This is a genomic window from Micromonospora humi, from assembly GCF_900090105.1.
Classification (GTDB): Bacteria; Actinomycetota; Actinomycetes; order Mycobacteriales; family Micromonosporaceae; genus Micromonospora; species Micromonospora humi.
This window is the reverse complement of sequence record NZ_FMDM01000010.1, coordinates 161416-181477: the sequence shown is the minus strand read 5'-3', so window position 1 is coordinate 181477 and position 20062 is coordinate 161416. Positions and strand designations below refer to the sequence as shown.

Genomic DNA, 20062 nt, shown 5'->3' with positions numbered 1-20062 from the left:
AAGAAGGGGCCCCTCCTTCGGGCAGGGGCCGCGAGGGGGAGGGGTGCGATGGGACAGCGCCGGGAGGCCGCCGTGCTGGTCTTCGATGCCGACGACACGCTCTGGGAGAACAACGTCCTCTTCGAGCGGGTGATCGAGGACTTCCTCACCTGGCTCGACCATCCCACCCTGGACCGGGCGCAGCTGCGGGCCGTGCTCGACGACGTGGAGCGGGCCAACGCGCTGGCCCACGGATACGGCAGCAAGATCTTCCTGCGCAGCCTCGCCGACTGCCTGGAGAAGCTGCGTGAGCGTCCCGCCACCGAGGCCGAACGCGCCGAGATCGAGCAGCTCGCGGTCGCGCTGGTCGGACACCAGGTCGAGCTGATGCCGGGAGTGGCGGAGACGCTGGACGACCTCGCCACCCGCCACGAGTTGCTGCTGCTCACCAAGGGTGAGCGCGAGGAGCAGCAGCGCAAGCTCGACGCGTGCGGGCTGCTGCACCACTTCCGGGCGGCGCACATCGTGCCGGAGAAGGACGCCGACACCTACCGCCGGCTGGCCCGCGAGCACGCCTTCGACCCGGCACGGGCGTGGATGATCGGCAACTCGCCGCGCTCCGACATCCTGCCCGCCCGGGCCGCGGGCATGAACGCGGTGTTCATCCCGAACGAGAACACCTGGGTGCTGGAGCACGAGGAGCTGGATCCGTCCGACCCGGGGGTGATCCGGCTGGCCGCGTTTCCCGACCTGGTCCGCCACTTCTGAGCGGGCCGGTAACGTCCGGGACGTGCCACTGACGTTCCCTTCGCACCTGGCGCCGGTGCTGCCGCTGAAATGGTGGCGCCCGCACTGGTTCGACGGGGTGGCGCTGGCCACCGGCGCGGTCGCGCCGGACGTCGGCTACCTTGTCGCCGGCACCCGCTTCGACCTCGGGATGCGCACGCACACGCTCGGCGGACTGCTCTGGTGGAGCCTGCCGGTCGCCCTCGCGTACGCCTGGATCGTCCGCCGGGCGGTCGCCGGCATCGCCGCGCACCTGCCCGCACCGCGCCTGTTCGGCTGGCCGCAGTACGCCGCGCTGGCCGGCGTCCGCCATCCCTGGCAGGTCACCGTCTGCTCGGCGTTGATCGGCGCGTTCAGCCACGTCGCCTGGGACCGGATCACCCACACCGAGCGCCTGCCGCGGCTGCTCGGCATCGCCGACTTCCACGCCCGGACCGGGCTGTACTGGTGGCAGTTCGCGGACGTGATCGCCAGCCTCGGCGGTGGCCTGCTGGTGGTCGTCGTGGCGGTGTACGCGGCCCGCCGCGGCGAGATCTTCGACGGCGTGATCCCGCCGGCCGTGCCGGCGAACCCGCTGGTGTTCTGGCGGGTCACCCTCGCGGTCACCGCACTGGGGGCGCTGCTGCTGCCCGGCTTGCCGGCGGCCACCGCCGCCGCGCCGGCCGGCGTGCGCGTGCTGCACCTCGGCGCGCTGGCGCTGGTGGCCGGCGCCGCGGCGGCCCGCTCCGCGCCACCCCGGCAGGCCGGTCGCCACCAGCGTCTCGAAGACGAACAGCGCCCGATCGGCTGACCCTGTTACGTCGACATGCCGCTTTTCGGCATTGACATCAATCACAGCCCGTCGGCCCCGTCCGCCGCTTGTCCGACCTGGGCGAACCTGCCTAACCTGAGCCGGCGTTCACGCCTCGTCGGGGTGAGGTGGGAGCGCACCGGAGTCCGGTGGTAAGAGCACCGTGGAGCTGAGTGCGGGCGAACCGGCTCGCCGTGTGGAGCCCGGCGTGGGCGTCGTGCCACGCCCGCCGGGTTCCGACGGCGTAGACCGACACCATGCCGGACGGCCGGGGTCAGGGCCGGGGAGTTGCGGACCCGGTCCTGACCCGTCCGGCCCGGACGCCGGGTGGGATGCCTCTGGCGCGCCGGGGCGTCACGGAGCGACACTGAGCCATGACTCTTCGGCGCGTACCGTTGCTCGCCGGTCTGGTCGTGTTGCTCGCGGCGGCCTGCACGGCGACCGGCCGCGACGGCGCGGCCCCGGCGCCCCCGCCGACCACCACGCCGGCCACGACGGCCGCCCCGCCGGCGCCCGCCGCCACCCCGCCCGCGCCCGCCGACGCGACGACCGCCGGATCCTGGCGGCGGACCTGGGGCTGGGCGGTGCCCGGCGCGCCCGCCCGGGTGACGCACCCGGTGCGGGTGCCGGTCGCCCCGACCCCCGGGGAACCCCTGCCCGTCCTGGTGGCGGTGCAGGTCGGGGACCATCCGGAGGAGGGTTTCAGCCGGATCAGCTTCGCCTTCCGGGGACCCACCCCGTCCTACCGGGTCGGCTACGTGCCGCAGGTCGTCACCGAGGGGCGCGGTGCGCCCGTCGAACTGCCCGGCACGACCTACCTGTCGGTGCGGTTCTCCCCGGCGCAGGCGCACGACGCGCGCGGTGGTGGCACGGCCGACATGCCGCCGGCGGCGATCGGCTTCCCGACGCTGCTGGGCTGGGCCGCGGCCGGCGACTTCGAGGGGCACCTGAGCTTCGGGCTGGGTCTCCAGCCGCCGGACGGCGGGCGGGTGCCGGTGCGGCTGGGCGAGGCCACCCGCGCGGACGGCACCCACGTCGTCTCCGTCGACGTCCGGCGGGGCTGACCTCCGGCCGGCCCGGGAACGCTCAGTTGATCTCGCCTCGGACGATCGCCACCGCGACCCGGCAGAACTCGTCCATGTCGGGCTGGAAGCCGGCGGCGATGTCCGGATGCAGGCCGGAGCGGGTCTCGTCGAGCAGCCGACGGCAGACGGCCTCGACCGGTTCGCCCGCGTAACTGGCGCGAACCCGGTCGGTGGCCGCCTGCAGGGCCGAGGTCAGCTGATCCTCGAGCGGGCCGCGCAGCTTCTGCTGCACAGGGTCGAGCCCGCTCGGGTCGAGCGTGACATGTGGCTCCGACATCGGGGCTCCCTTCGTCGGCGTCCGCGGTACCCCACCGCGGACGTCGGTCAAACCATCGTCGGTACGGCCGCGACCCGGACCAGGTACGAGAATTCCTCCGCCGGCTCCTCGGCGTACGACAGCCGGCGGATCTGCCGGTCGTCGGTCCAGAGCGCGACGTCGACCAGCACCCCGAGGTGGGCGAGGCCGATGGTGGACACCCGCTTCTTGTCCTGCAGCACCGCACATACGCCGCCCAGCAGGGTGCTGGCGTCGGAGGTGCGGTGCCCGGGCGGGCAACGCAGGGTCAGGTCCACCTCCACCGGCCCGGCGAGCGGGGTCCACCCGGTGCGCTGGGCCGCCGTGCAGGCGGCCTGGAGCAGGGCACGGACCCTCGTCGCCTGGCGGTGGCCGGCGGCGAAGATGGACAGGGCCTCGGTCTTGACCGGGGGCAGGCCGCTCACCTCGAACGACAGGGCGAGAGCGCGGGTGTCCTGCACGACGGCACCTCCTCGGGGGAATCCTGCCCAACCGGTACGCGCGCAGGCGGCGGTTCCGGGGAGAACCAACCGATCGAGCGGGCTGTGGGGGACAGCCGGCGGCGGGTCGACAGCGGCGGCGACGCGCGGGCCACGGAGCTAGGGAAACGCTAGCCGAGCCGGCTGACGCTGGGTAGTCTTCCCGTTCACCTGGTGAGACGGCACCGCGTCCGGTCAGCGGCGGGCGCGCTTGAGTTCGTGGAACGTGTCCAGGCGGATCAGCGGCAGCATCGAGTCCCAGATCGTCAGCGCGTCCTCGGTGCCCGGGACCTCGGTGATGATCGGGCCGTGGATGCCCCGGGCGGCGTCCGGCACCATCAGCACCGGCGAGCCGATGTCCGGCCCGGCTGAGCCGTACGCCAGCGCGTGCGACTCGTGCACCGCGGCGTCCCAGCGGTCGTCGTCCAGCGCCGCCGCCGCGTCGGTCAGCCCGGCCGCGTCCACCGCCGCCGCGACGACCTTGTCGCCGAGCGGGTCGCCGGCGTCGTGGCTGCGCGCGCCCACCTCGGTGTAGAGGCGGCCCGCGTCGTCGTGCCGGCCCTGCGCGCGCAGCGCCTCCACCAGGCGCAGCACCCGGCCGGAGGCCGCCATCGCCTCGGCGAACTCGGGCGGGACCTGCCCGTCGTTGAGGATGGCCAGGCTGAACGCCCGCCACTCGACGCTCAGCCCGCGTGCCTGGGCGACCGCGACGAGCCAGCGGGAGGTGCGCCAGGTCCAGGGGCAGACCGGGTCGAAGAAGAAGGTGGCGTCCATCCCACCAACCTAGGCGCGGGGGCGTGGGCGCGCAGCGCGGGGTGACCGTCACGTGACCGTGATGTTTCGCTTCGTCGCAGGTCGGGCACGTTCAGCCGCACGAAACGCCCGGGGCGTCGGGCGCACGGGCCGGTGCCTCGACCGTCTCGCCGTGCGCCGGGGCACGGGTGACCTCCCCGGCTCTCGCCGAAGAGAGGGGGAGGGTGATGACGACAGTCCCCGACACGGCCGCACGGCGGCCGGCCGGACGCGCGGTGGCGGCAGCCGCCGCGCTCGCGCTGGTGGCCCCGCTGGCCGCCTGCGGGTCCGGCGGCGACGGTGGCACGCCGACGATCAACCTGTACTACCCGCCCGAGCAGAACCTGCAGAAGGTGGTCGACGACTGCAACGCGCAGGCGCAGGGGCGCTACCGGATCACCTACCGGGTGCTGCCGCGGGAGGCCGACGAGCAGCGGGTGCAGATGGTGCGGCGGCTGGCGGCGCAGGACAGCGGCATGGACGTGCTCGGCCTGGACGTCACCTGGACGCAGGAGTTCGCCAGCGCGGACTGGATCCGGGAGTGGACCGGGCAGGACAAGGCCGAGGTGGAGCAGGGCACGCTCGCCGGCCCGCTGGACACCGCCCGGTACGAGGACAAGCTCTACGCCGCGCCGAAGAACACCAACGTGCAGCTGCTCTGGTACCGCAGCGACCTGGTGTCGGAGCCGCCGAAGACCTGGGACCAGATGATCTCGGCGGCCCAGCAGCTCAAGGAGCAGAACAAGCCCTACCGGGTGCTCACCATGGGCGCCCAGTACGAGGGCCTGGTGGTGCTCTACAACACGCTGGCCGAGAGCGCCGGCGGCAAGATCCTCAGCGACGACGGCAAGAAGGCGGTGATGGACGCCGGCACCGTGCGCGCGCTGGAGCAGCTCAAGACGTTCGCCACGTCGGGGGTGACCTCGCCGTCGTTCAGCAACGCGGTCGAGGACCCGGTGCGGTTGGAGTTCCAGTCCGGCGGCGGCGCGTTCCAGGTGAACTGGCCGTTCGTCTATCCGGCGATGCAGGAGGCCAATCCGGAGCTGGCCAAGGACGTGAAGTGGGCGCGGGTGCCCGGCATCGACGCGAACACCCCGAGCAAGGTCACCATCGGCGGGGTCAACCTGGCGGTGAGCAAGTACTCGAAGCACTCGACCGAGGCGTTCGAGGTGGCCCGGTGCCTGCGTGACGCGGAGCACCAGAAGTTCTCCGCGATCAACGACGGCGTGCCGCCGACCATCGAGTCGGTCTACGACGAGCCGGAGATGGCCAAGGCGTACCCGATGAAGGAGACCATCCTGGAGGAGCTGAAGGAGCCGGCGGTGCGTCCGCTGACCCCCGCCTACCAGAGCATCTCCACCGTGATGTCGGCGATCCTGTCGCCGCCGTCGGGCATCGACCCCGAGAAGACCGCGGACGAGCTGCGCAAGGCCATCGCCGACGCGCTGGAGTCGAAGGGGGTCCTGCCGTGAGCGTGAACGCCACTCCGGCCGGCGCGGAGGCCGCCGCCGAGGCGGAGCAGCCGACCGGCAAGCACGCCGCGGTGCCCGCCCAGCGGGCCCGCCGGGGCGCCGGCGCCCCGCTGAGCGACAACAAGCGCGCCGAGCGGCGTCTGGGCTGGCTGCTCTGCGCGCCGGCCGCGCTGGTCATGGTGCTGGTCACCGCATACCCGATCCTGTACTCGGTCTGGCTCTCGCTGCAGCGCTTCGACCTGCGGTTCCCCGACGAGCGGCAGTTCGTCGGCCTGGAGAACTACGTCACCGTGCTGACGAACGACTTCTGGTGGACCGCGTTCGGGGTGACCATGCTGATCACGGTGGTCACCGTCGCGGTCGAGCTGGTGCTCGGCATGGGCCTGGCGCTGATCATGCACCGGACGCTCGTCGGCCGGGGCATCGTGCGCACCGCGGCGCTGATCCCGTACGGCATCGTCACCGTGGTCGCGGCGTTCTCCTGGCGGTACGCCTGGACGCCCGGCACCGGCTACCTGGCGAACCTGTTCGACGGCAGCGCGCCGTTGACCGAACGGGCCAGCTCGCTGGCGATCATCATGCTGGCGGAGATCTGGAAGACCACGCCGTTCATGGCGCTGCTGCTGATGGCCGGGCTGGCGCTGGTGCCGGAGGACCTGCTCAAGGCGGCCTCCACCGACGGCGCGACGGCGTGGCAGCGGTTCACCAAGGTGATGCTGCCGGTGATGAAGCCGGCGATCCTGGTCGCGCTGCTGTTCCGCACGCTCGACGCGTTCCGGGTCTTCGACAACATCTTCGTGCTCACCAACGGCGGCAACGAGACCTCGTCGGTGTCGATGCTGGCCTACAACAACCTGATCCGGGGCCTGAACCTCGGCATCGGCTCCACGATGTCGGTGCTGATCTTCATCACCGTGGCGATCATCGCCTTCGTCTTCGTGAAGCTGTTCGGCACCGCTGCCCCCGGCAGCGACGATGGGGAGAGGCGCTGACATGGCCGTGGAAACCACCACACGGGCGAAGCTGCGCTGGGGCGTGCTGGACGTCGTGGTCGTCGTCTTCGCGCTCGTGCCGGTGCTCTGGATCGCCTCGCTGTCGTTCAAGACGCCGGCCACGCTCACCGACGGCAAGTTCTGGCCACGGGAGTGGACGCTGGAGAACTACCGGACGATCTTCGACACCGACCAGTTCGTCCGGGCGTTGATCAACTCGATCGGCATCGCGCTGATCGCCACCGCGATCGCGGTGGTGCTCGGCACGATGGCCGCGTACGCGATCTCCCGGCTGGACTTCCCCGGCAAGAAGCTGTTGGTCGGGGTCTCCCTGCTGATCGCGATGTTCCCGCAGGTGTCGCTGGTGTCGCCGCTGTTCGAGATCGAGCGGCAGCTCGGCCTCTTCGACACCTGGCCCGGCCTGATCCTGCCGTACATCACGTTCGCGTTGCCGCTGGCGATCTACACGCTGTCGGCGTTCTTCAAGCAGATCCCGTGGGACCTGGAGAAGGCGGCGAAGATGGACGGCGCCACCCAGGGCCAGGCGTTCCGGCGGGTGATCGCGCCGCTGGCGGCGCCGGGCGTGTTCACCACGGCCATCCTGGTCTTCATCTTCTGCTGGAACGACTTCCTGTTCGCGATCACGCTCACCTCGACCGAGCGGTCCCGCACGGTCCCGGTGGCCCTGCAGTTCTTCACCGGCGAGTCGCAGTTCGAGGACCCCACCGGGGCGATCTGCGCCGCCGCCGTGGTGATCACCGTGCCGATCATCCTGTTCGTGCTCTTCTTCCAGCGCCGCATCGTCTCCGGCCTGACCTCCGGCGCAGTCAAGGGATAGGTGGTAACAGTGGCTGACATCGTGCTGGACAAGGTGAGCAAGCGGTTCCCGGACGGGACCACCGCCGTGCAGGACGTCGACCTGGAGATCGCCGACGGCGAGTTCGTCATCCTGGTCGGCCCCTCGGGCTGCGGGAAGTCCACCACCCTCAACATGATCGCCGGGCTGGAGGACATCAGCTCCGGTGAGCTGCGCATCGCGGGGGAACGGGTCAACGACAAGGCGCCCCGGGACCGGGACATCGCCATGGTCTTCCAGTCGTACGCGCTCTACCCGAACATGACGGTGCGGGAGAACATGGCCTTCCCGTTGCGCCTGGCGAAGATGGACAAGGAGACCATCAACCAGAAGGTGGAGGAGGCCGCCAAGGTGTTGGAGCTGACCGCGCTGCTGGACCGCAAGCCGGCCAACCTCTCCGGCGGCCAGCGGCAGCGGGTGGCGATGGGGCGGGCGATCGTCCGCCAGCCCAAGGCGTTCCTGATGGACGAGCCGTTGTCCAACCTGGACGCGAAGCTGCGGGTGCAGATGCGCACGGTGGTGTCCCGGCTGCAGAAGCAGCTCGGCACCACCACCGTCTACGTCACCCACGACCAGACCGAGGCGATGACGCTCGGCGACCGGGTGGTCATCATGCGCGGCGGCGCGGTGCAGCAGGTCGGCCCGCCGCAGGAGCTGTACGACCACCCGCGCAACCTCTTCGTCGCCGGGTTCATCGGCTCTCCGTCGATGAACTTCCTGCACGCGAAGGTGGAGGAGGGGCGGCTGCGGACCGCACTGGGCGACGTGCCGATCGGCGAACGGGTCCGGCGTGAGCTGGAGGCCGGTGACGCGCCTCGCGAGCTGATCCTCGGCGTCCGCCCGGAGCACTTCGAGGACGCGGCGCTGATCGACGACGAGACCCGCGCCCGGGGCGTGGAGTTCGAGGCGCCGGTCGACATCGTCGAGTCGATGGGCTCGGACAAGTACGTCTACTTCACCGTCGAGGGGGAGCGGGCCACCGCCGCGGAGCTGGAGGAACTGGCCGCCGACGCGGGGGCCGCCGACTTCGCCGGAGCGGGCTCCAACCTGGTGACCCGGCTGTCGGCGGAGTCGCCGGTCCGCGAGGGCGAGAACCGGCGGGTGTGGTTCAACCTGGAGAAGATCCACCTGTTCGACCCGGGCAGTGGCCGCAACCTGACCCTGCACGAGGGACGGTCGGCCGGCGCGCTCGCCGACTGAGCGTCCGTGCGCGGAAGGGTCGGCGGCTTCGGCCGCCGGCCCTTCCGCCGTCCTCGTGGCACCTGTGGATTCGACACGGTGTGTGAGGTGCCCGGTGGGCGGACGGATGGCGCGCGGCCGCGAACCGGGTCGACGCACCGAGGTGGTCACTGCGGAGCGTGACCAGCCCCAGCAGCGTCGGTGGGGCGGGGCGCCATCACCAGGAGTTGCGCAGCTCCCGCCCGACGAAGGCGGCGTAGCCGGCCAGAGCCGCGTCGACCCGGGCGCGCAGCGGCGCGTCGAACGGCACGAGCTGCCGCACGGTCACGGTCACCGCCCTCGCCCCGAGCGTCCGCTTCCAGGTGCCGACCACCCGGCCACCGCGGACCACGGTGGCCTGGAACATCCCGTTGTTGCCGGGCACCACGGCGTCGGCGTGCGCCGGGTCGAGCATCAGTGCGCGGTCCTTGAAGCCGAGCAGGTATTCGTCGAAGCCGGGCAGCGTGTGCAGGTCGTCGACCGCCGCGCGGGGCGCGTCGAGCAGCGCGGCGTCGACCACGGCCGGCTCGCCGTCCACCTCGACCGGGGCGAGCAGGTCGCCGGCCAGCGTGAGCGCCCGGGTCGCGTCGGTGACGGTCAGGCCGCTCCAACGGGCCAGCTCGTGCCGGGTGACCGGGCCGTGGGAGCGCACGTAGCGCTGGGCCAGCACCGCCAGCGCCTCGTCGCGCTCCGGGCGGTGCGGCTCGGGCGCCCACTCGTCGAGCAGGGCGAACGACTGCTCGTTGCCGACGTGCGGGGCGATGCAGGTGATGCCGCGTTGGGCGGCGTACCAGAGCAGGTGGTAGCCGCGTTGACCGGCGGTGTCCAGCCCGGCGGCGCGCAGCGCGGTCAGGCACTCGGCGCGGGTGAGCCGGCCGCCGCCGCTCAGCGCCGCGCCGAGCACGTCGCCGGCGCGGTCGCCGTCGGTGAGGGTGAGCCCGAGCTGCCGCCACCGGGCCGCCAGCCCGCCGAGCGTGCGGACGCCGGTCAGGGCCAGCATCCAGTGCGCGTCGCGTGACGGCACCAGGTGCACCGTGCCCCGCATCGGCCAGGTGCGCAGCGCCTCCCGCCGCTCCAGCGCCGCGTCGACGTCCGCCCGGGTCGCGCCGGGCAGGCGTACGCCGAGCGACCACGAGCCACTCGCCGCGTCCTGCGCCTGCATGGCGCCGAACCACTCGACCACGTCGGACACGCTCCGCGGCCGGACGGTCGGGTGCGGGCGCAGCAGCAGGCCGGTCATCCGCAGCGCGAGTGCCTCTTCGCGGCTGAGGCGTACGGACACGGCGGCCTCCCGTCGGCAGGTGGACGGCCAGCATAGGTCGGGGCGCCGACACCGCCGGGCGAGCCGGGAACGGGCCCCTGATCGCGCTACGCCGGCGTCGCTGCCGACGGAGCGCGATCCCCCGTTCAGGTTCCCGGCGCGGGGGCGGCGTACGGCCGGCGCCGGTGGAAACAGGATCCCCGGTGCGCGCGGCCGGGCGCGGGGTTCCCCGGCGAACTTGCGCAAATCTTGAGCGGCGTTTGACGCGGCAAGTAACGGGTAGTCGCCGGAGCTCACCCCGAATGAAGGAGGCGAACGTCTGATGGATGGCCAGGTCAAGGTCGCGGTGATCTATTACAGCGCGACCGGAATCACCTACCAGATGGCGCGGTCGGCGGTCGAGGCGGCGGAGGAGGCCGGTGCCGAGGTCCGCCTGCGCAAGGTACGTGAGCTGGCGCCCGACGAGGCGATCCGTTCCAACTCGGGCTGGCAGGCGCACCGGCTGGAGACCCAGGACGTGATGGAGGCCGAGCCGGACGACCTGTCCTGGGCGGACGTGGTGATCATGGGGTCGCCCACCCGGTACGGCATGATCGCCGCGCAGCTCAAGCAGTTCATCGACACCACCGGCCCGCTCTGGGCCAACGGCGCGCTGGCCGACAAGGTCTACACCGGCTTCACCTCGACCGCTACCTCGCACGGCGGCCAGGAGGCGACGCTGCTGTCGTTGTACACGGTCTTCTACCACTGGGGTGGTGTCGTGGTGACGCCCGGCTACACCGACCCCAGCCAGTTCGTCGCCGGCAACCCGTACGGCGCGTCGCACACCAGCAACAACGGGGAGGTCGCCCCGGACCACGTGGCGTTGGCGGCCACCGCGCTGACCGCCAAGCGGGCCGTGCTGATGGGGGCCGCGCTCAAGCGGGGCATGGCCGGCTGAACCGGGCCGAACGGGCGACCGGTGGTCCGGACGGGGGCTCTCGAACCCGTCCGGACCACCGGTCGCCGTGTCCCTACCCCCGATCGCCCGCGCCATGCGCGCTCAACGCCGGCCGGTCGAGCAGATGCCCCAGCAGATCGGCCAGGACCACCGTGCCGTCCCGGCTGAGCACCGACTCCGGGTGGAACTGCACCCCGGCGAAGCCCGGGCCGCGCAGCGCGTGCACCGCGCCGTCCACCGCGTCCCGGGACACCTCGACCGGGCCGTACGCGCCGGTGAACCGGTCGGCGTCGGCCCGAGCGGTGAAGCTGGCGTAGAAGCCCACCCGGCGGGTCACCCCGAACAGGTCCACGTCCCGCGGCAGGCCCTGGTAGGGCGCGTCGCGCCGGTGCAGCGGCAGGCCGAGCAGCCCGGCCAGCAGCTGGTGGCCGAGGCACACCGCCAGGGTCGGTCGGCCGGACGCGAGCAGCTCGGCCAGCACCGCCCGCAGCGCCGCCATCTTCGGCGCGGTCGCGTCGCGCGGGTCGCCCGGTCCGGGGCCGACCACCACCAGGTCGTACCCGTCCAGCGGGCCGGGCCGCGACCAGTCCCGCCGGTCGACCGTCAGCCCCAGCGCGCCGAGCTGGTGGGCGAGCATGCCGGTGAACGTGTCCTCGCCGTCGACGACGAGCGCCCGCCGCCCGGCGAGCCCGCGCGGCGCGATCGCCCCGGCTTCCCGCTGTCGTAGCCAGAACCGGGCCAGCGGGGTGTTGCGGGCGGCCAGCGCGGCGCGTACCTCGGGGTCGTCGGCGTATCCGACGGCGGCCCCGTCGTCGTCTCGTGGGGCGTCCGGGCCGAGGCCCAGGGCGGCCAGCACCCCGGCGGCCTTGGCGTGCGTCTCGGCCACCTCGCCGGCGGCCGTGGAGTGCCGGACCAGGGTGGCGCCGACCGGCACCCGCAGCTCACCGTCGCCGGTGATCTCCGCGGTGCGGATCAGGATCGGCGCGTCCAGCGTCTGCCGGCCCGCCTCGTCGCGGCCGAGCAGGGCGAGCACGCCGGCGTAGTAGCGCCGGCCGGTCCGCTCGTGCCGGGCGATCACCCGGCAGGCGTTCTCCATCGGGCTGCCGGTCACGGTGGGCGCGAACATGGTCTCCCGCAGCACGTCGCGCACGTCCCGGGAGCACCGCCCGGCCAGCAGGTACTCGGTGTGCGCCAGGTGCGCCATCTCCTTCAGGTACGGCCCGACCACCTGGCCGCCGTGCTCGGCGACCACGGCCATCATCTTCAGCTCCTCGTCGAGCACCATGTAGAGCTCCTCCACCTCCTTCTCGTCGCGCAGGAAGCGCAGCAGCGCGGCCCGGTCGGCCGCCGCGCCCCGGTGCCGGAAGGTGCCGCTGATCGGGTTCATCTCGACCAGCCCGTCGGTCACGCTGACGTGCCGCTCCGGGCTGGCGCCGACCAGGATCCGGGCGCCGGTGTGCACCAGGAAGGTCCAGTACGCGCCGCGCTCGCGGACCAGCAGCCGGCGCAGCGCGGCCAGCGCCGCGGTCAGCGGATCGCCCTGCACCCGGGCCCGAAGGGTGCGGTGGATGACGAAGTTCGCGCCCTCGCCCCGGCCGATCTCGTCGGTCAGCACCCGCTCGACGACCGCCGCGTACTCGTCGTCGGAGATGTCGAAGCCGGCGTCGCGGGTGCGCACCGGCGCGTCCGGCAGCGCGTCGAGCACCCGCGCCAGCGGGATCCGCAGGTGTTGCCGGACCTCCAGGAACTCCAGCGGCAGGCCGTCGTCCACGCAGGCGAAGCCGCGCTCGGTGATCTGCCGGAACGGCACCAGCGCCAGCGTGCGGGGACCGGGCGGGCCGTCGGGCAGCGGCAGGTCGGCGAGGTGCTCGGCGCGGTGGACCGGGCCGGCGTACAGGTCGACGTGGTCGGCGCCCTCGCGGCGGACGAGCGCGAACGGGCCGGGGTCGCGGCCGGCGGCGAGAGCGGCCAGCGGGTCGGACGGGACGGACATCGGGTCTCCTCGGTGGGCCGGCGGCCACCGGCGAGGGCGACCCGGGATGCCGGGGAGAGACCGGCGGCCGCCTCGTCGGGCGGCCGCGTGGGAAAAGCTACGCGCGGGGGTGGGCCGCCGGGTCGGCGGGCCACCAGCAGGACAGGTGCGCGGGCATGACGATCACTGTACGCGACCGCGCGGTGCCGGGGAACCCGATCAGCGTCGCGGCCGGCGCCGGGTAGGTTGACCGGCGATGGACATTCTCGCTCTGGACCTGGGCACCTCCTCGGTGCGCGGACTCGTGCTGGACGCGGACGCCGTGCCGCGCCCGGGTGCGCTGGCCCGCCGCAAGGTGCACCTGGCCACCGGCGACGACGGCACCGGGACGCTGGACGGCGCCGGCTACCTGGCGTGCCTGGTCGAGTGCCTGGACGAGCTGGCCGCGGGCGGGCACCTGGGGCAGGTCGGTCTGGTGGCGACGTCGGCGCAGTGGCACTCGGTGCTGCCGCTGGCCGCCGACGGCACCCCGTCGGGTCCGGTGCTCACCTGGCTGGACACCCGCCCGGCGCCGCCGGCCGGCGCGGTCGGCCCGGCCGATCCGGACGACTATCACCTGCGCACCGGCACCTGGTGGCACCGCTGCTACTGGTCGGTGCGGCTGCCCTGGCTGGCCGAGCGCGGCGGCGACTCCGCGACCGGGTTCGCGGGCCTGGCCGAGTACGTGCTCGGCGCGCTGCTCGACGAGGCCCCGATGTCCGTCTCGCTGGCCTCCGGCACCGGGCTGCTCGACCTGCGCCGGCTCGACTGGGACCCGGAGGCGTGCGTGCTGGCCGGGGTGCGCCCGGAACGGCTGCCGGCGCTGGCCCCGCCGGGGTGGCGCGGCCGGTTGAACCCGGAGCACGCGAAGCGCTGGCCGCAGCTGGCCGGGGCACGCTGGGCCGCGCCGGTCGGCGACGGCGCGGCGTCCAACGTGGGCTCCGGCTGCGTCGACGGGTCCCGGGCCGCGGTCACCGTCGGCACCTCCGCCGCGGTCCGCATGATCCAGGCGGTGCCGGCCGGCGCGGAGCTGCCGCCGCTGCCGGACCAGCTCTGGCGCTACCGGGTCGACCACGACCACGTGGTGACCGGGGCGGCGTACTCCAGCGGCGGGAACCTGTTCGCCTGGGCGAACCGGGAGCTGCGGCTGCCGGAGGGCGCGGAGCTGGAGGCGGCGCTGCACCGTGCCGGGGCCGACGCGCGGGTGCGGGCCAATCCCCGTCTCGGCGGGGACCGGCCCCCGGGCACGGCCCCGGCCGGCTCGGGCGAGCTGCGCGGGTTGAGTTTCGGCACCACCGCGGTCGACATGCTCGCCGGGCTGATGGGCGGGCTGTGCCGGCTCGTCGCCGACGACCTGGCGCTGCTCGAGGCCGGCGTCGGCGACCCGATGGAGGTGGTGCTCGGCGGTGGGGCGCTGACCGCCTCACCGTGGTGGCGCGCGGCCTTCGCCGACGTGCTCGTCCCGCGTACGGTCTGGTGGCAGCGCAACCCGGAGATCGGGGCGACCGGCGCCGCGTTGGTGGCTCTGGGCCGGGTCGCGCGGGCGGCCGACATCGGCGGTGTCGGCCCTCCGGACGCCGACGCCGCGCCGGACGCGTAACCGCTGACCGTCCTGCTCATGCCGTCCGGGCGGGCGTTGACAGCGCCCGCCGGCCTGGTTGGATGGATCCCGCTCCCCGCCGTGGTGGAGCGGACCGAGGAGGCAAGTGTGCGCGCAGGTCCCGACCCGGCCCGCGGCGCGGCCCCGCCGCCGCACCGCCGGCGCTCCGGGTTCCGGCTGCGGGACTGGCGGATGGGCACCAAGCTCGCCACCGTGCTGGTGATCCCCTCGCTGGCGTTCCTGCTCCTGGCCGGCGTGCAGACCCGGGGCCTGGTGGGGCAGACCACCACCCTGAGCGACTTCGCCGAGCAGGTCGGCATCGGCCGGCAGATCACCGCCGTGGTCGACCGGCTCCAGCAGGAGCGGGACCGTTCCGCCGGTGAGCTGGCCGCGCTGCGCCGCGGCGGCACCGGCGCCGACCGGGATGCCGCGGTCGCCGAGCTGCGGCCGTTGCAGGAGGCCACCGACCGGGCGGTGGCCGAGCTGCGCGCCGCGGCCGAGCCGCTGGCCGACGCCGATGCCGCCTGGCGGGTCTCCTACGCCGAGGCGCTGGAGGCGTACGACCAGGTGGTGAACATCCGCGCCGCGGTGCCGCCCGCGGTGCTCTCCGCCGACACCGTGCTCAGCAACTACCACCGTGCCGTCGCGGCGCTGCTCAACCTGCTGGCCGAACCGTCGCCCGGAGGCGGCCAGCGGGCGCTGACCGACGCGGTGCTGCGCTACGTGCAGCTGGCCCGGGTCAAGGAGCTGTCCTCCCGGATCCGCGCCGAGCTGTACGCGGCCGCCCGTGCCGGCCGGTACGAGCCGGACGACCAGGTGACGCTGACCGACCTGCGGGCCCAGCAGCTCACCGCCCTGGGCGCGTTCCGGGTGGCGGCGACCGCCGAGCAGGTGCGCCGCTACGACCGCACCTCGGTGGACCCGGCCTTCGTCACGGCGACCCGGCTGGAGGAGCGGACCCTGCCCACCGGCGGGGCGGAGCCGGCGTTGCCGTCCGCGCCGCAGTGGTGGGCGGCCACGGAGCAGCGGCAGGAGCTGTTCCGCCAGCTCGAGGGCGAGATCCTCGACGACGCGGTGCGCCGCTCCGACGACGCGAGCGCCCAACAGCTGCGCGAGACGTTGCTGGTGGCCGGCGGGATCGTCGCGGTGCTCCTGGTGGCCGTGCTCATCTCGCTGCTGGTCGGCCGGTCGGTGGCCCGGGCGATGCGCCAGCTCCGCGGCCAGGCGCTGCGCATCGCGCAGGTGGAGCTGCCGATGACCCTTCAGCGGCTGCGGGCGGTGGACCGCCCGGTGGGCGCCATCGACGTGCCGCCGGCGGTGGTCGACTCGCAGGACGAGATCGGCGAGCTGGCCGAGGCGTTCGTGGCGGTGCACCGCAGCGCCGTGGACGTCGCGGTCGAGCAGGCGATGATGCGCCGCAACGTCAACGCCATGTTCGTCAACCTGGCCCGGCGCAGCCAGGTGCTGGTCGAGCGGCAGCTGGAGCTGCTCGACGACCTGGAGCGTGAGGAGAGCGACCCGGAGCAGTTGGAGAACCTGTTCAAGCTGGACCACCTCGCCGCCCGCATGCGCCGCAACGACGAGAGCCTGCTGGTGCTCGCCGGCACGGAGTCCACCCGGCGGTGGAACCGCCCGGTGGGGCTGGGGGCGGTGCTGCTCGCGGCGAGCGCGGAGATCGAGCAGTACCAGCGGGTGCGCCACGAGAACCGCACCGACCTGCACGTGGTCGGGCACGCCGTCGGTGACCTGGTGCACCTGTTCGCGGAGCTGCTGGAGAACGCCACCACGTTCTCCCGGCCGGACACGGTGGTGCGGGTCGTGGTCGAGGCGGACGGTCCGGGTGCGCTGGTGGAGATCGTCGACCGGGGGTTGGGCATGAGCCCGGCCGCGCTGGCCGAGGCGAACGCGGTGCTGGCCGAGCCGCCGGCGCCCGACGTGGGCGCGTCCGAGCGGATGGGCCTGTTCGTGGTGAGCCACCTGGGCTCCCGCCACGGCCTCCGGGTGCAGTTGCGCCCCGGTCGGGAGGGCCTGGTCACCCGGGTCCGGATCCCGGCCGATCTGCTGGCCGAGACGCCTCCGCCGGGGCTGGACCCGCCGGTGCCGGCGCGGATGCTGACCGGTCAGCTCGCCGCGGCGTCGCGGGCGCTCGGCGGCGCGACCGCCGAGCTGCCGGTGGCCGGCCGTCATCCGGTGCTGCCGCGGCCGGGCGCACCGGTGCCGTCGGGGCCGCCGGCGCTGCCGGTCTCGCCGCTGACCGGCCGGCCGCTCGGCGACGCGGCGGAGCCGCCACCCGGGTCACCGGCCGGCCCGCCCGACGCGGTGCCGCGTCCCCGGCCGGTGCCCGGCCGGGCCGAGGACGTGCTCGCTCCGGCCGCGGCCGCGGGCGGCGGCTGGTTCTCCCGGCAGGGACCGACGTCGTCGGTGCTGGGTGTGACGCCGGCGCCGGCGCGGACGCCGGTGACCGGGGGGACCAACGAGCGGGGCCTGCCGGTACGCGTGCCGATGGCCCAGCTCGCCGCGGTCTCGTCGGCCGACCGGCCGGACCGCGCGGCGGTGCGGCACGAGCCGGACCCGGAGGCGGTCGGCGGTATGCTTTCCCGCTTCTACGGCGGGGTACGACGGGCCGAGGCCGAGGAGACCACCGAGATGTACCTGCCGCGCGACGAAGGGGGACGACGACAGTGACGACGTTGAGCCAGGAGGCACGCGACCTGAGCTGGCTGGTGAACGCGTTCGCCGAGCGGGTTCCCGGGGTGGCGCACGCCGTGGTGGTGTCCTCCGACGGGCTGCTGGTGGCGATCTCCGCGCATCTGCCGCGCGACCACGCGGACAAGCTCGCCGCGGTCACCTCGGGCCTGATGAGCATCACCGCGGGCGCGGCGCAGATGTTCGACGGCGACGTCGTCAAGCAGACCGTGGTCGAGATGGGCCGGGGCTACTTCCTGGTCATGCAGATCCGGGACGGCTCGATCCTGGCCACGCTGGCCGGCGGGGACGCCGACATCGGCGTGGTCGGCTACGAGATGGCCCGGCTGGCCAAGCAGGCCGGCGAGATGCTCACCCCGGCGCTGCGGGCGGAGTTGCAGCAGGCGCTGCCGCGCTGAGCGGCGGGGTCGCCGCGTCGACGGGCACCCGGCCGGCGGCGCCGCCGGCCGGGCCACGCCCACCGGGCCTAGAGTCCGTTGCGGCGGATCACGTCGCGGTACCAGTGGGCGCTGCGCTTGAAGATCCGGCGCTGGGTCGGGTAGTCCACGTAGATCAGGCCCCAGCGCTGCTCGTACCCCTCGTTCCACTCGAAGTTGTCCAGCAGCGACCAGACGTGGTAGCTCTCCAGCGGCACGCCGTCGGTGATGGCCTTGTGGGCGACGGTGAAGTGGTCGCGCAGGAAGGTGACCCGGCCGGCGTCGTCGACCGTGCCGTCCGGGCCGGGGGCGTCGGGGCAGGGCAGGCCGTTCTCGGTGATGGTGATGGGCACCCGGCCGTAGTCACGGGTGACCCGGGTCAGGATGTCGTACATGCCCTGGGGGTAGATCTGCTGCCAGTCGGCCTGGGAGGTGGGCCACCTGCGGACCGTGTCACCGCTGCCGGTGACGTAGAGCGGGGTGTAGTACTGCACCGCGAGCAGGTCCACCGGGCTGGAAATGATCTTCAGGTCGCCGTCGCGGACGGCCCGGGCCATCCGGCTGTCCGGGCCGAGGTCGGCGAGCACGTCGCGCGGGTACGCGCCCTTGAAGATCGAGTCGAGGTAGAGGCGGTTCTCGTAGCCGTCGTAGAGCGTGGTCGCGGCGGCGGCCTCGGTGCTGTCGTCCGCCGGGTAGCAGGGGTGCAGGTTGAGCGCCGGGCCGATGCGGCCGGGCACGCCGGAGGCGCGCAGCGCCTGCACGGCGAGGCCGTGGGCGAGCTGGAGGTGGTGGGCCACCAGATAGGCGGCGGCCTCGTCCTGGTGACCGGGGGCGTGGTGGCCGGTGAGGTAACCGTTCTGTACCACGGTCTTCGGCTCGTTGATGGTCAGCCAGACCGGCACCTGCTCGCCGAGGGCGCGGAACACGGCGTCGGCGTAGTCGGCGAAGCGCTCGGCGGTGTCCCGGTTCTCCCAGCCGCCGTCGTCCTGCAGCGCCTGGGGGAGGTCCCAGTGGAACAGGGTGGCCATCGGCGCGATCTCGCGCTCGTGCAGGCCGTCCAGCAGGCGGCGGTAGAAGTCCAGGCCACGCTGGTTGGGGCGGCCGGAGCCGTCGGCCTGGATCCGCGGCCAGGAAATGGAGAACCGGTAGCTGCGCAACCCCAGCTCGCGCATCAGGTCGAGGTCCTGGGCGTACCGGTGGTAGTGGTCGGCCGCGACGTCGCCGGTGTCGCCGTTGGCGGTGCGGCCCGGGGTGCGGCTGAAGGTGTCCCAGACGGACTCACCCCGCCCGTCCTCCTTGGCGGCCCCTTCGATCTGGTACGCCGAGGTGGCCGCCCCCCAGCCGAATCCGGGCGGGAAGCGCAGCGTGCCGTTGCGCTCCGCGTCGCTTTCGCGCTCGGGCGGTGAGTCACAGGCGCCGAGGGCGGAGGCGGAGGCGGCGAGCCCCGCCGCGGTGGCGCCGGCGAGCCCGGTCCGGGCCGCGCCCGCGGCGGTCGCGGACAGGGCGGCGCGGCGGAGCAGGCGCCGTCGGGTGAGTAACGACATGGAGGTTCTCCTCGAAGTGACGGGCCGCCCGGGGGCCGGGAGCGCTCCCAGCATAGGCCGGAGGCGGCCGGCCTCGATTCCGGCGGTCGCGGCGCGGTCGCGGCGCGGCCGGCGGGCGGCCGGAGTGGGGTGGGCGGGTGTCGCTCGGGGGCGGGGGGCGAGCGGCGAGGATGGGGCAGATAGCGCGAAAGGCCGTCCGGGTGGCGTGTCACGCCTGTCCCGTCGGCCTCTTTTGCCGTCGACAACGGGGGTTTAGTGTGGGGACGGGGGAGGGCAACCCCCGTCCCCACCGAGATGCACACACACACGACTTGGAATTGGCGTCCGTCGTGCGTGTCGCGCGGGAGCCGGGCCACGCGAGTGGCTCTGGTTCCACCTCCCTCCGTCTGGCGGGTGATGGCCGGCGGCGGCGTCCGGGCTGGTATCGCCGTCGGCCACTGGGCCGATACGCCGGGCACGGGTGTCCCCGGCGATTCAGTACTTACATCTCCGTCGATGGAAGCGCTCCCATCGGCGATGCTGCGACTGTAACCCGCGTCACGGCTTTGTGAAAGCCCCTAAACGAGATCGAAACATGGACGTGGGTGTCTGCCCTGGCCATTGTGGTGGGAGCGCTTCCATGGCAGACTCTCGACACGCGATGCGGAGCCAGCTCGCGCGAGCACGGGCCGCCGAGGGCACCCGGTGAACAACCGGTGCGGCGCCCCGATCCCCGGCACGGCCGGGACGACCCCCTTTCCGGACGCCTCCGTCCCCCCGCGTACGCCCGTCGGCCGCGTGGAGGCGCCCCGCCGGGACCCTGGGTCCCGGCCCGGTCCGAGGAGACACCGCCCACATGAG

Annotated in this window: 17 protein-coding genes; 11 read left to right on the top strand and 6 right to left on the bottom strand. The window is 73.7% G+C overall.

From position 1 onward, the window contains the following. Positions 1-48: 48 nt before the first annotated feature. From GA0070213_RS19955 to GA0070213_RS19945, 3 genes are all read left to right on the top strand, one after another. The gene (locus GA0070213_RS19955) at positions 49-747 is read left to right on the top strand and encodes an HAD family hydrolase (RefSeq protein ID WP_091066614.1); all 699 of its coding nucleotides are present in this window, start codon (positions 49-51) and stop codon (positions 745-747) included. Positions 748-769: 22 nt separating this feature from the next. Beyond that, positions 770-1555 (top strand): DUF4184 family protein, encoded by a 786-nt coding sequence (locus tag GA0070213_RS19950; protein WP_091066611.1) that lies wholly within the window; start codon positions 770-772, stop codon positions 1553-1555. A 374-nt stretch (positions 1556-1929) separates the two neighbouring features. After that, positions 1930-2619, top strand: coding sequence for an AMIN-like domain-containing (lipo)protein (locus GA0070213_RS19945; protein WP_091066607.1), 690 nt, complete (start codon positions 1930-1932; stop codon positions 2617-2619). Positions 2620-2641: 22 nt separating this feature from the next. Here GA0070213_RS19945 and GA0070213_RS19940 read toward each other — a convergent pair whose 3' ends face one another. The 3 genes from GA0070213_RS19940 to GA0070213_RS19930 all read right to left on the bottom strand — a co-directional run bounded on the left by GA0070213_RS19940 (position 2642) and on the right by GA0070213_RS19930 (position 4188). Then, entirely contained in the window at positions 2642-2917 is a 276-nt protein-coding gene (locus GA0070213_RS19940; protein WP_091066604.1) for a hypothetical protein, read from the bottom strand. A 47-nt stretch (positions 2918-2964) separates the two neighbouring features. Then, positions 2965-3396: a RusA family crossover junction endodeoxyribonuclease gene (locus GA0070213_RS19935; RefSeq protein WP_091066599.1), complete on the bottom strand. Its 432-nt coding sequence runs from the start codon at positions 3394-3396 to the stop codon at positions 2965-2967. Between the two features lie 213 nt (positions 3397-3609). Beyond that, a complete protein-coding gene (locus GA0070213_RS19930) occupies positions 3610-4188 on the bottom strand; it encodes a DsbA family protein (RefSeq protein WP_091066595.1) in 579 nt (192 codons plus the stop codon). A 206-nt stretch (positions 4189-4394) separates the two neighbouring features. Here GA0070213_RS19930 and GA0070213_RS19925 point away from each other — a divergent pair, with 206 nt between their 5' ends. From GA0070213_RS19925 to GA0070213_RS19910, 4 genes are read left to right on the top strand one after another with little or no spacing between them, the layout of a single operon-like run. Further along, positions 4395-5678 (top strand): ABC transporter substrate-binding protein, encoded by a 1284-nt coding sequence (locus tag GA0070213_RS19925; RefSeq protein ID WP_091066591.1) that lies wholly within the window; start codon positions 4395-4397, stop codon positions 5676-5678. Then, complete coding sequence (locus GA0070213_RS19920) at positions 5675-6670, top strand: carbohydrate ABC transporter permease (protein WP_091066586.1); 996 nt, start codon at positions 5675-5677, stop codon at positions 6668-6670. The genes GA0070213_RS19925 and GA0070213_RS19920 overlap by 4 nt, the downstream gene beginning before the upstream one ends. Before the next feature lies 1 nt (position 6671). Further along, positions 6672-7508 (top strand): carbohydrate ABC transporter permease, encoded by an 837-nt coding sequence (locus GA0070213_RS19915; RefSeq protein ID WP_091066581.1) that lies wholly within the window; start codon positions 6672-6674, stop codon positions 7506-7508. A 9-nt stretch (positions 7509-7517) separates the two neighbouring features. After that, a complete protein-coding gene (locus GA0070213_RS19910) occupies positions 7518-8726 on the top strand; it encodes an ABC transporter ATP-binding protein (protein WP_091066577.1) in 1209 nt (402 codons plus the stop codon). A 196-nt stretch (positions 8727-8922) separates the two neighbouring features. On the opposite strand, the gene GA0070213_RS19905 is transcribed toward GA0070213_RS19910, so the two are convergent. Next, positions 8923-10026, bottom strand: a complete 1104-nt coding sequence (locus GA0070213_RS19905) for a winged helix DNA-binding domain-containing protein (RefSeq protein WP_091066572.1) — start codon at positions 10024-10026, stop codon at positions 8923-8925. Positions 10027-10327: 301 nt separating this feature from the next. On the opposite strand from GA0070213_RS19905, the gene wrbA reads away from it, so the two are divergent. Next, positions 10328-10945 carry an NAD(P)H:quinone oxidoreductase gene (gene wrbA, locus GA0070213_RS19900; protein ID WP_091066568.1) on the top strand — a complete coding sequence of 206 codons (618 nt, stop codon included), beginning with the start codon at positions 10328-10330 and terminating at the stop codon, positions 10943-10945. A 73-nt stretch (positions 10946-11018) separates the two neighbouring features. Here wrbA and GA0070213_RS19895 read toward each other — a convergent pair whose 3' ends face one another. Then, entirely contained in the window at positions 11019-12938 is a 1920-nt protein-coding gene (locus GA0070213_RS19895) for a chorismate-binding protein (RefSeq protein ID WP_091066565.1), read from the bottom strand. A gap of 235 nt (positions 12939-13173) precedes the next feature. Here GA0070213_RS19895 and GA0070213_RS19890 point away from each other — a divergent pair, with 235 nt between their 5' ends. From GA0070213_RS19890 to GA0070213_RS19880, 3 genes are all read left to right on the top strand, one after another. After that, positions 13174-14556: an FGGY family carbohydrate kinase gene (locus GA0070213_RS19890; protein WP_091066562.1), complete on the top strand. Its 1383-nt coding sequence runs from the start codon at positions 13174-13176 to the stop codon at positions 14554-14556. A 108-nt stretch (positions 14557-14664) separates the two neighbouring features. Further along, positions 14665-17241: a sensor histidine kinase gene (locus GA0070213_RS19885; RefSeq protein WP_245716478.1), complete on the top strand. Its 2577-nt coding sequence runs from the start codon at positions 14665-14667 to the stop codon at positions 17239-17241. Beyond that, positions 17238-17660: a roadblock/LC7 domain-containing protein gene (locus GA0070213_RS19880; RefSeq protein WP_091066554.1), complete on the top strand. Its 423-nt coding sequence runs from the start codon at positions 17238-17240 to the stop codon at positions 17658-17660. Before GA0070213_RS19885 ends, GA0070213_RS19880 begins: the two co-directional genes overlap by 4 nt. A 68-nt stretch (positions 17661-17728) precedes the next feature. On the opposite strand, the gene GA0070213_RS19875 is transcribed toward GA0070213_RS19880, so the two are convergent. Then, positions 17729-19222, bottom strand: coding sequence for a GH1 family beta-glucosidase (locus tag GA0070213_RS19875; protein WP_091066550.1), 1494 nt, complete (start codon positions 19220-19222; stop codon positions 17729-17731). Between the last annotated feature and the right edge of the window lie 840 nt (positions 19223-20062).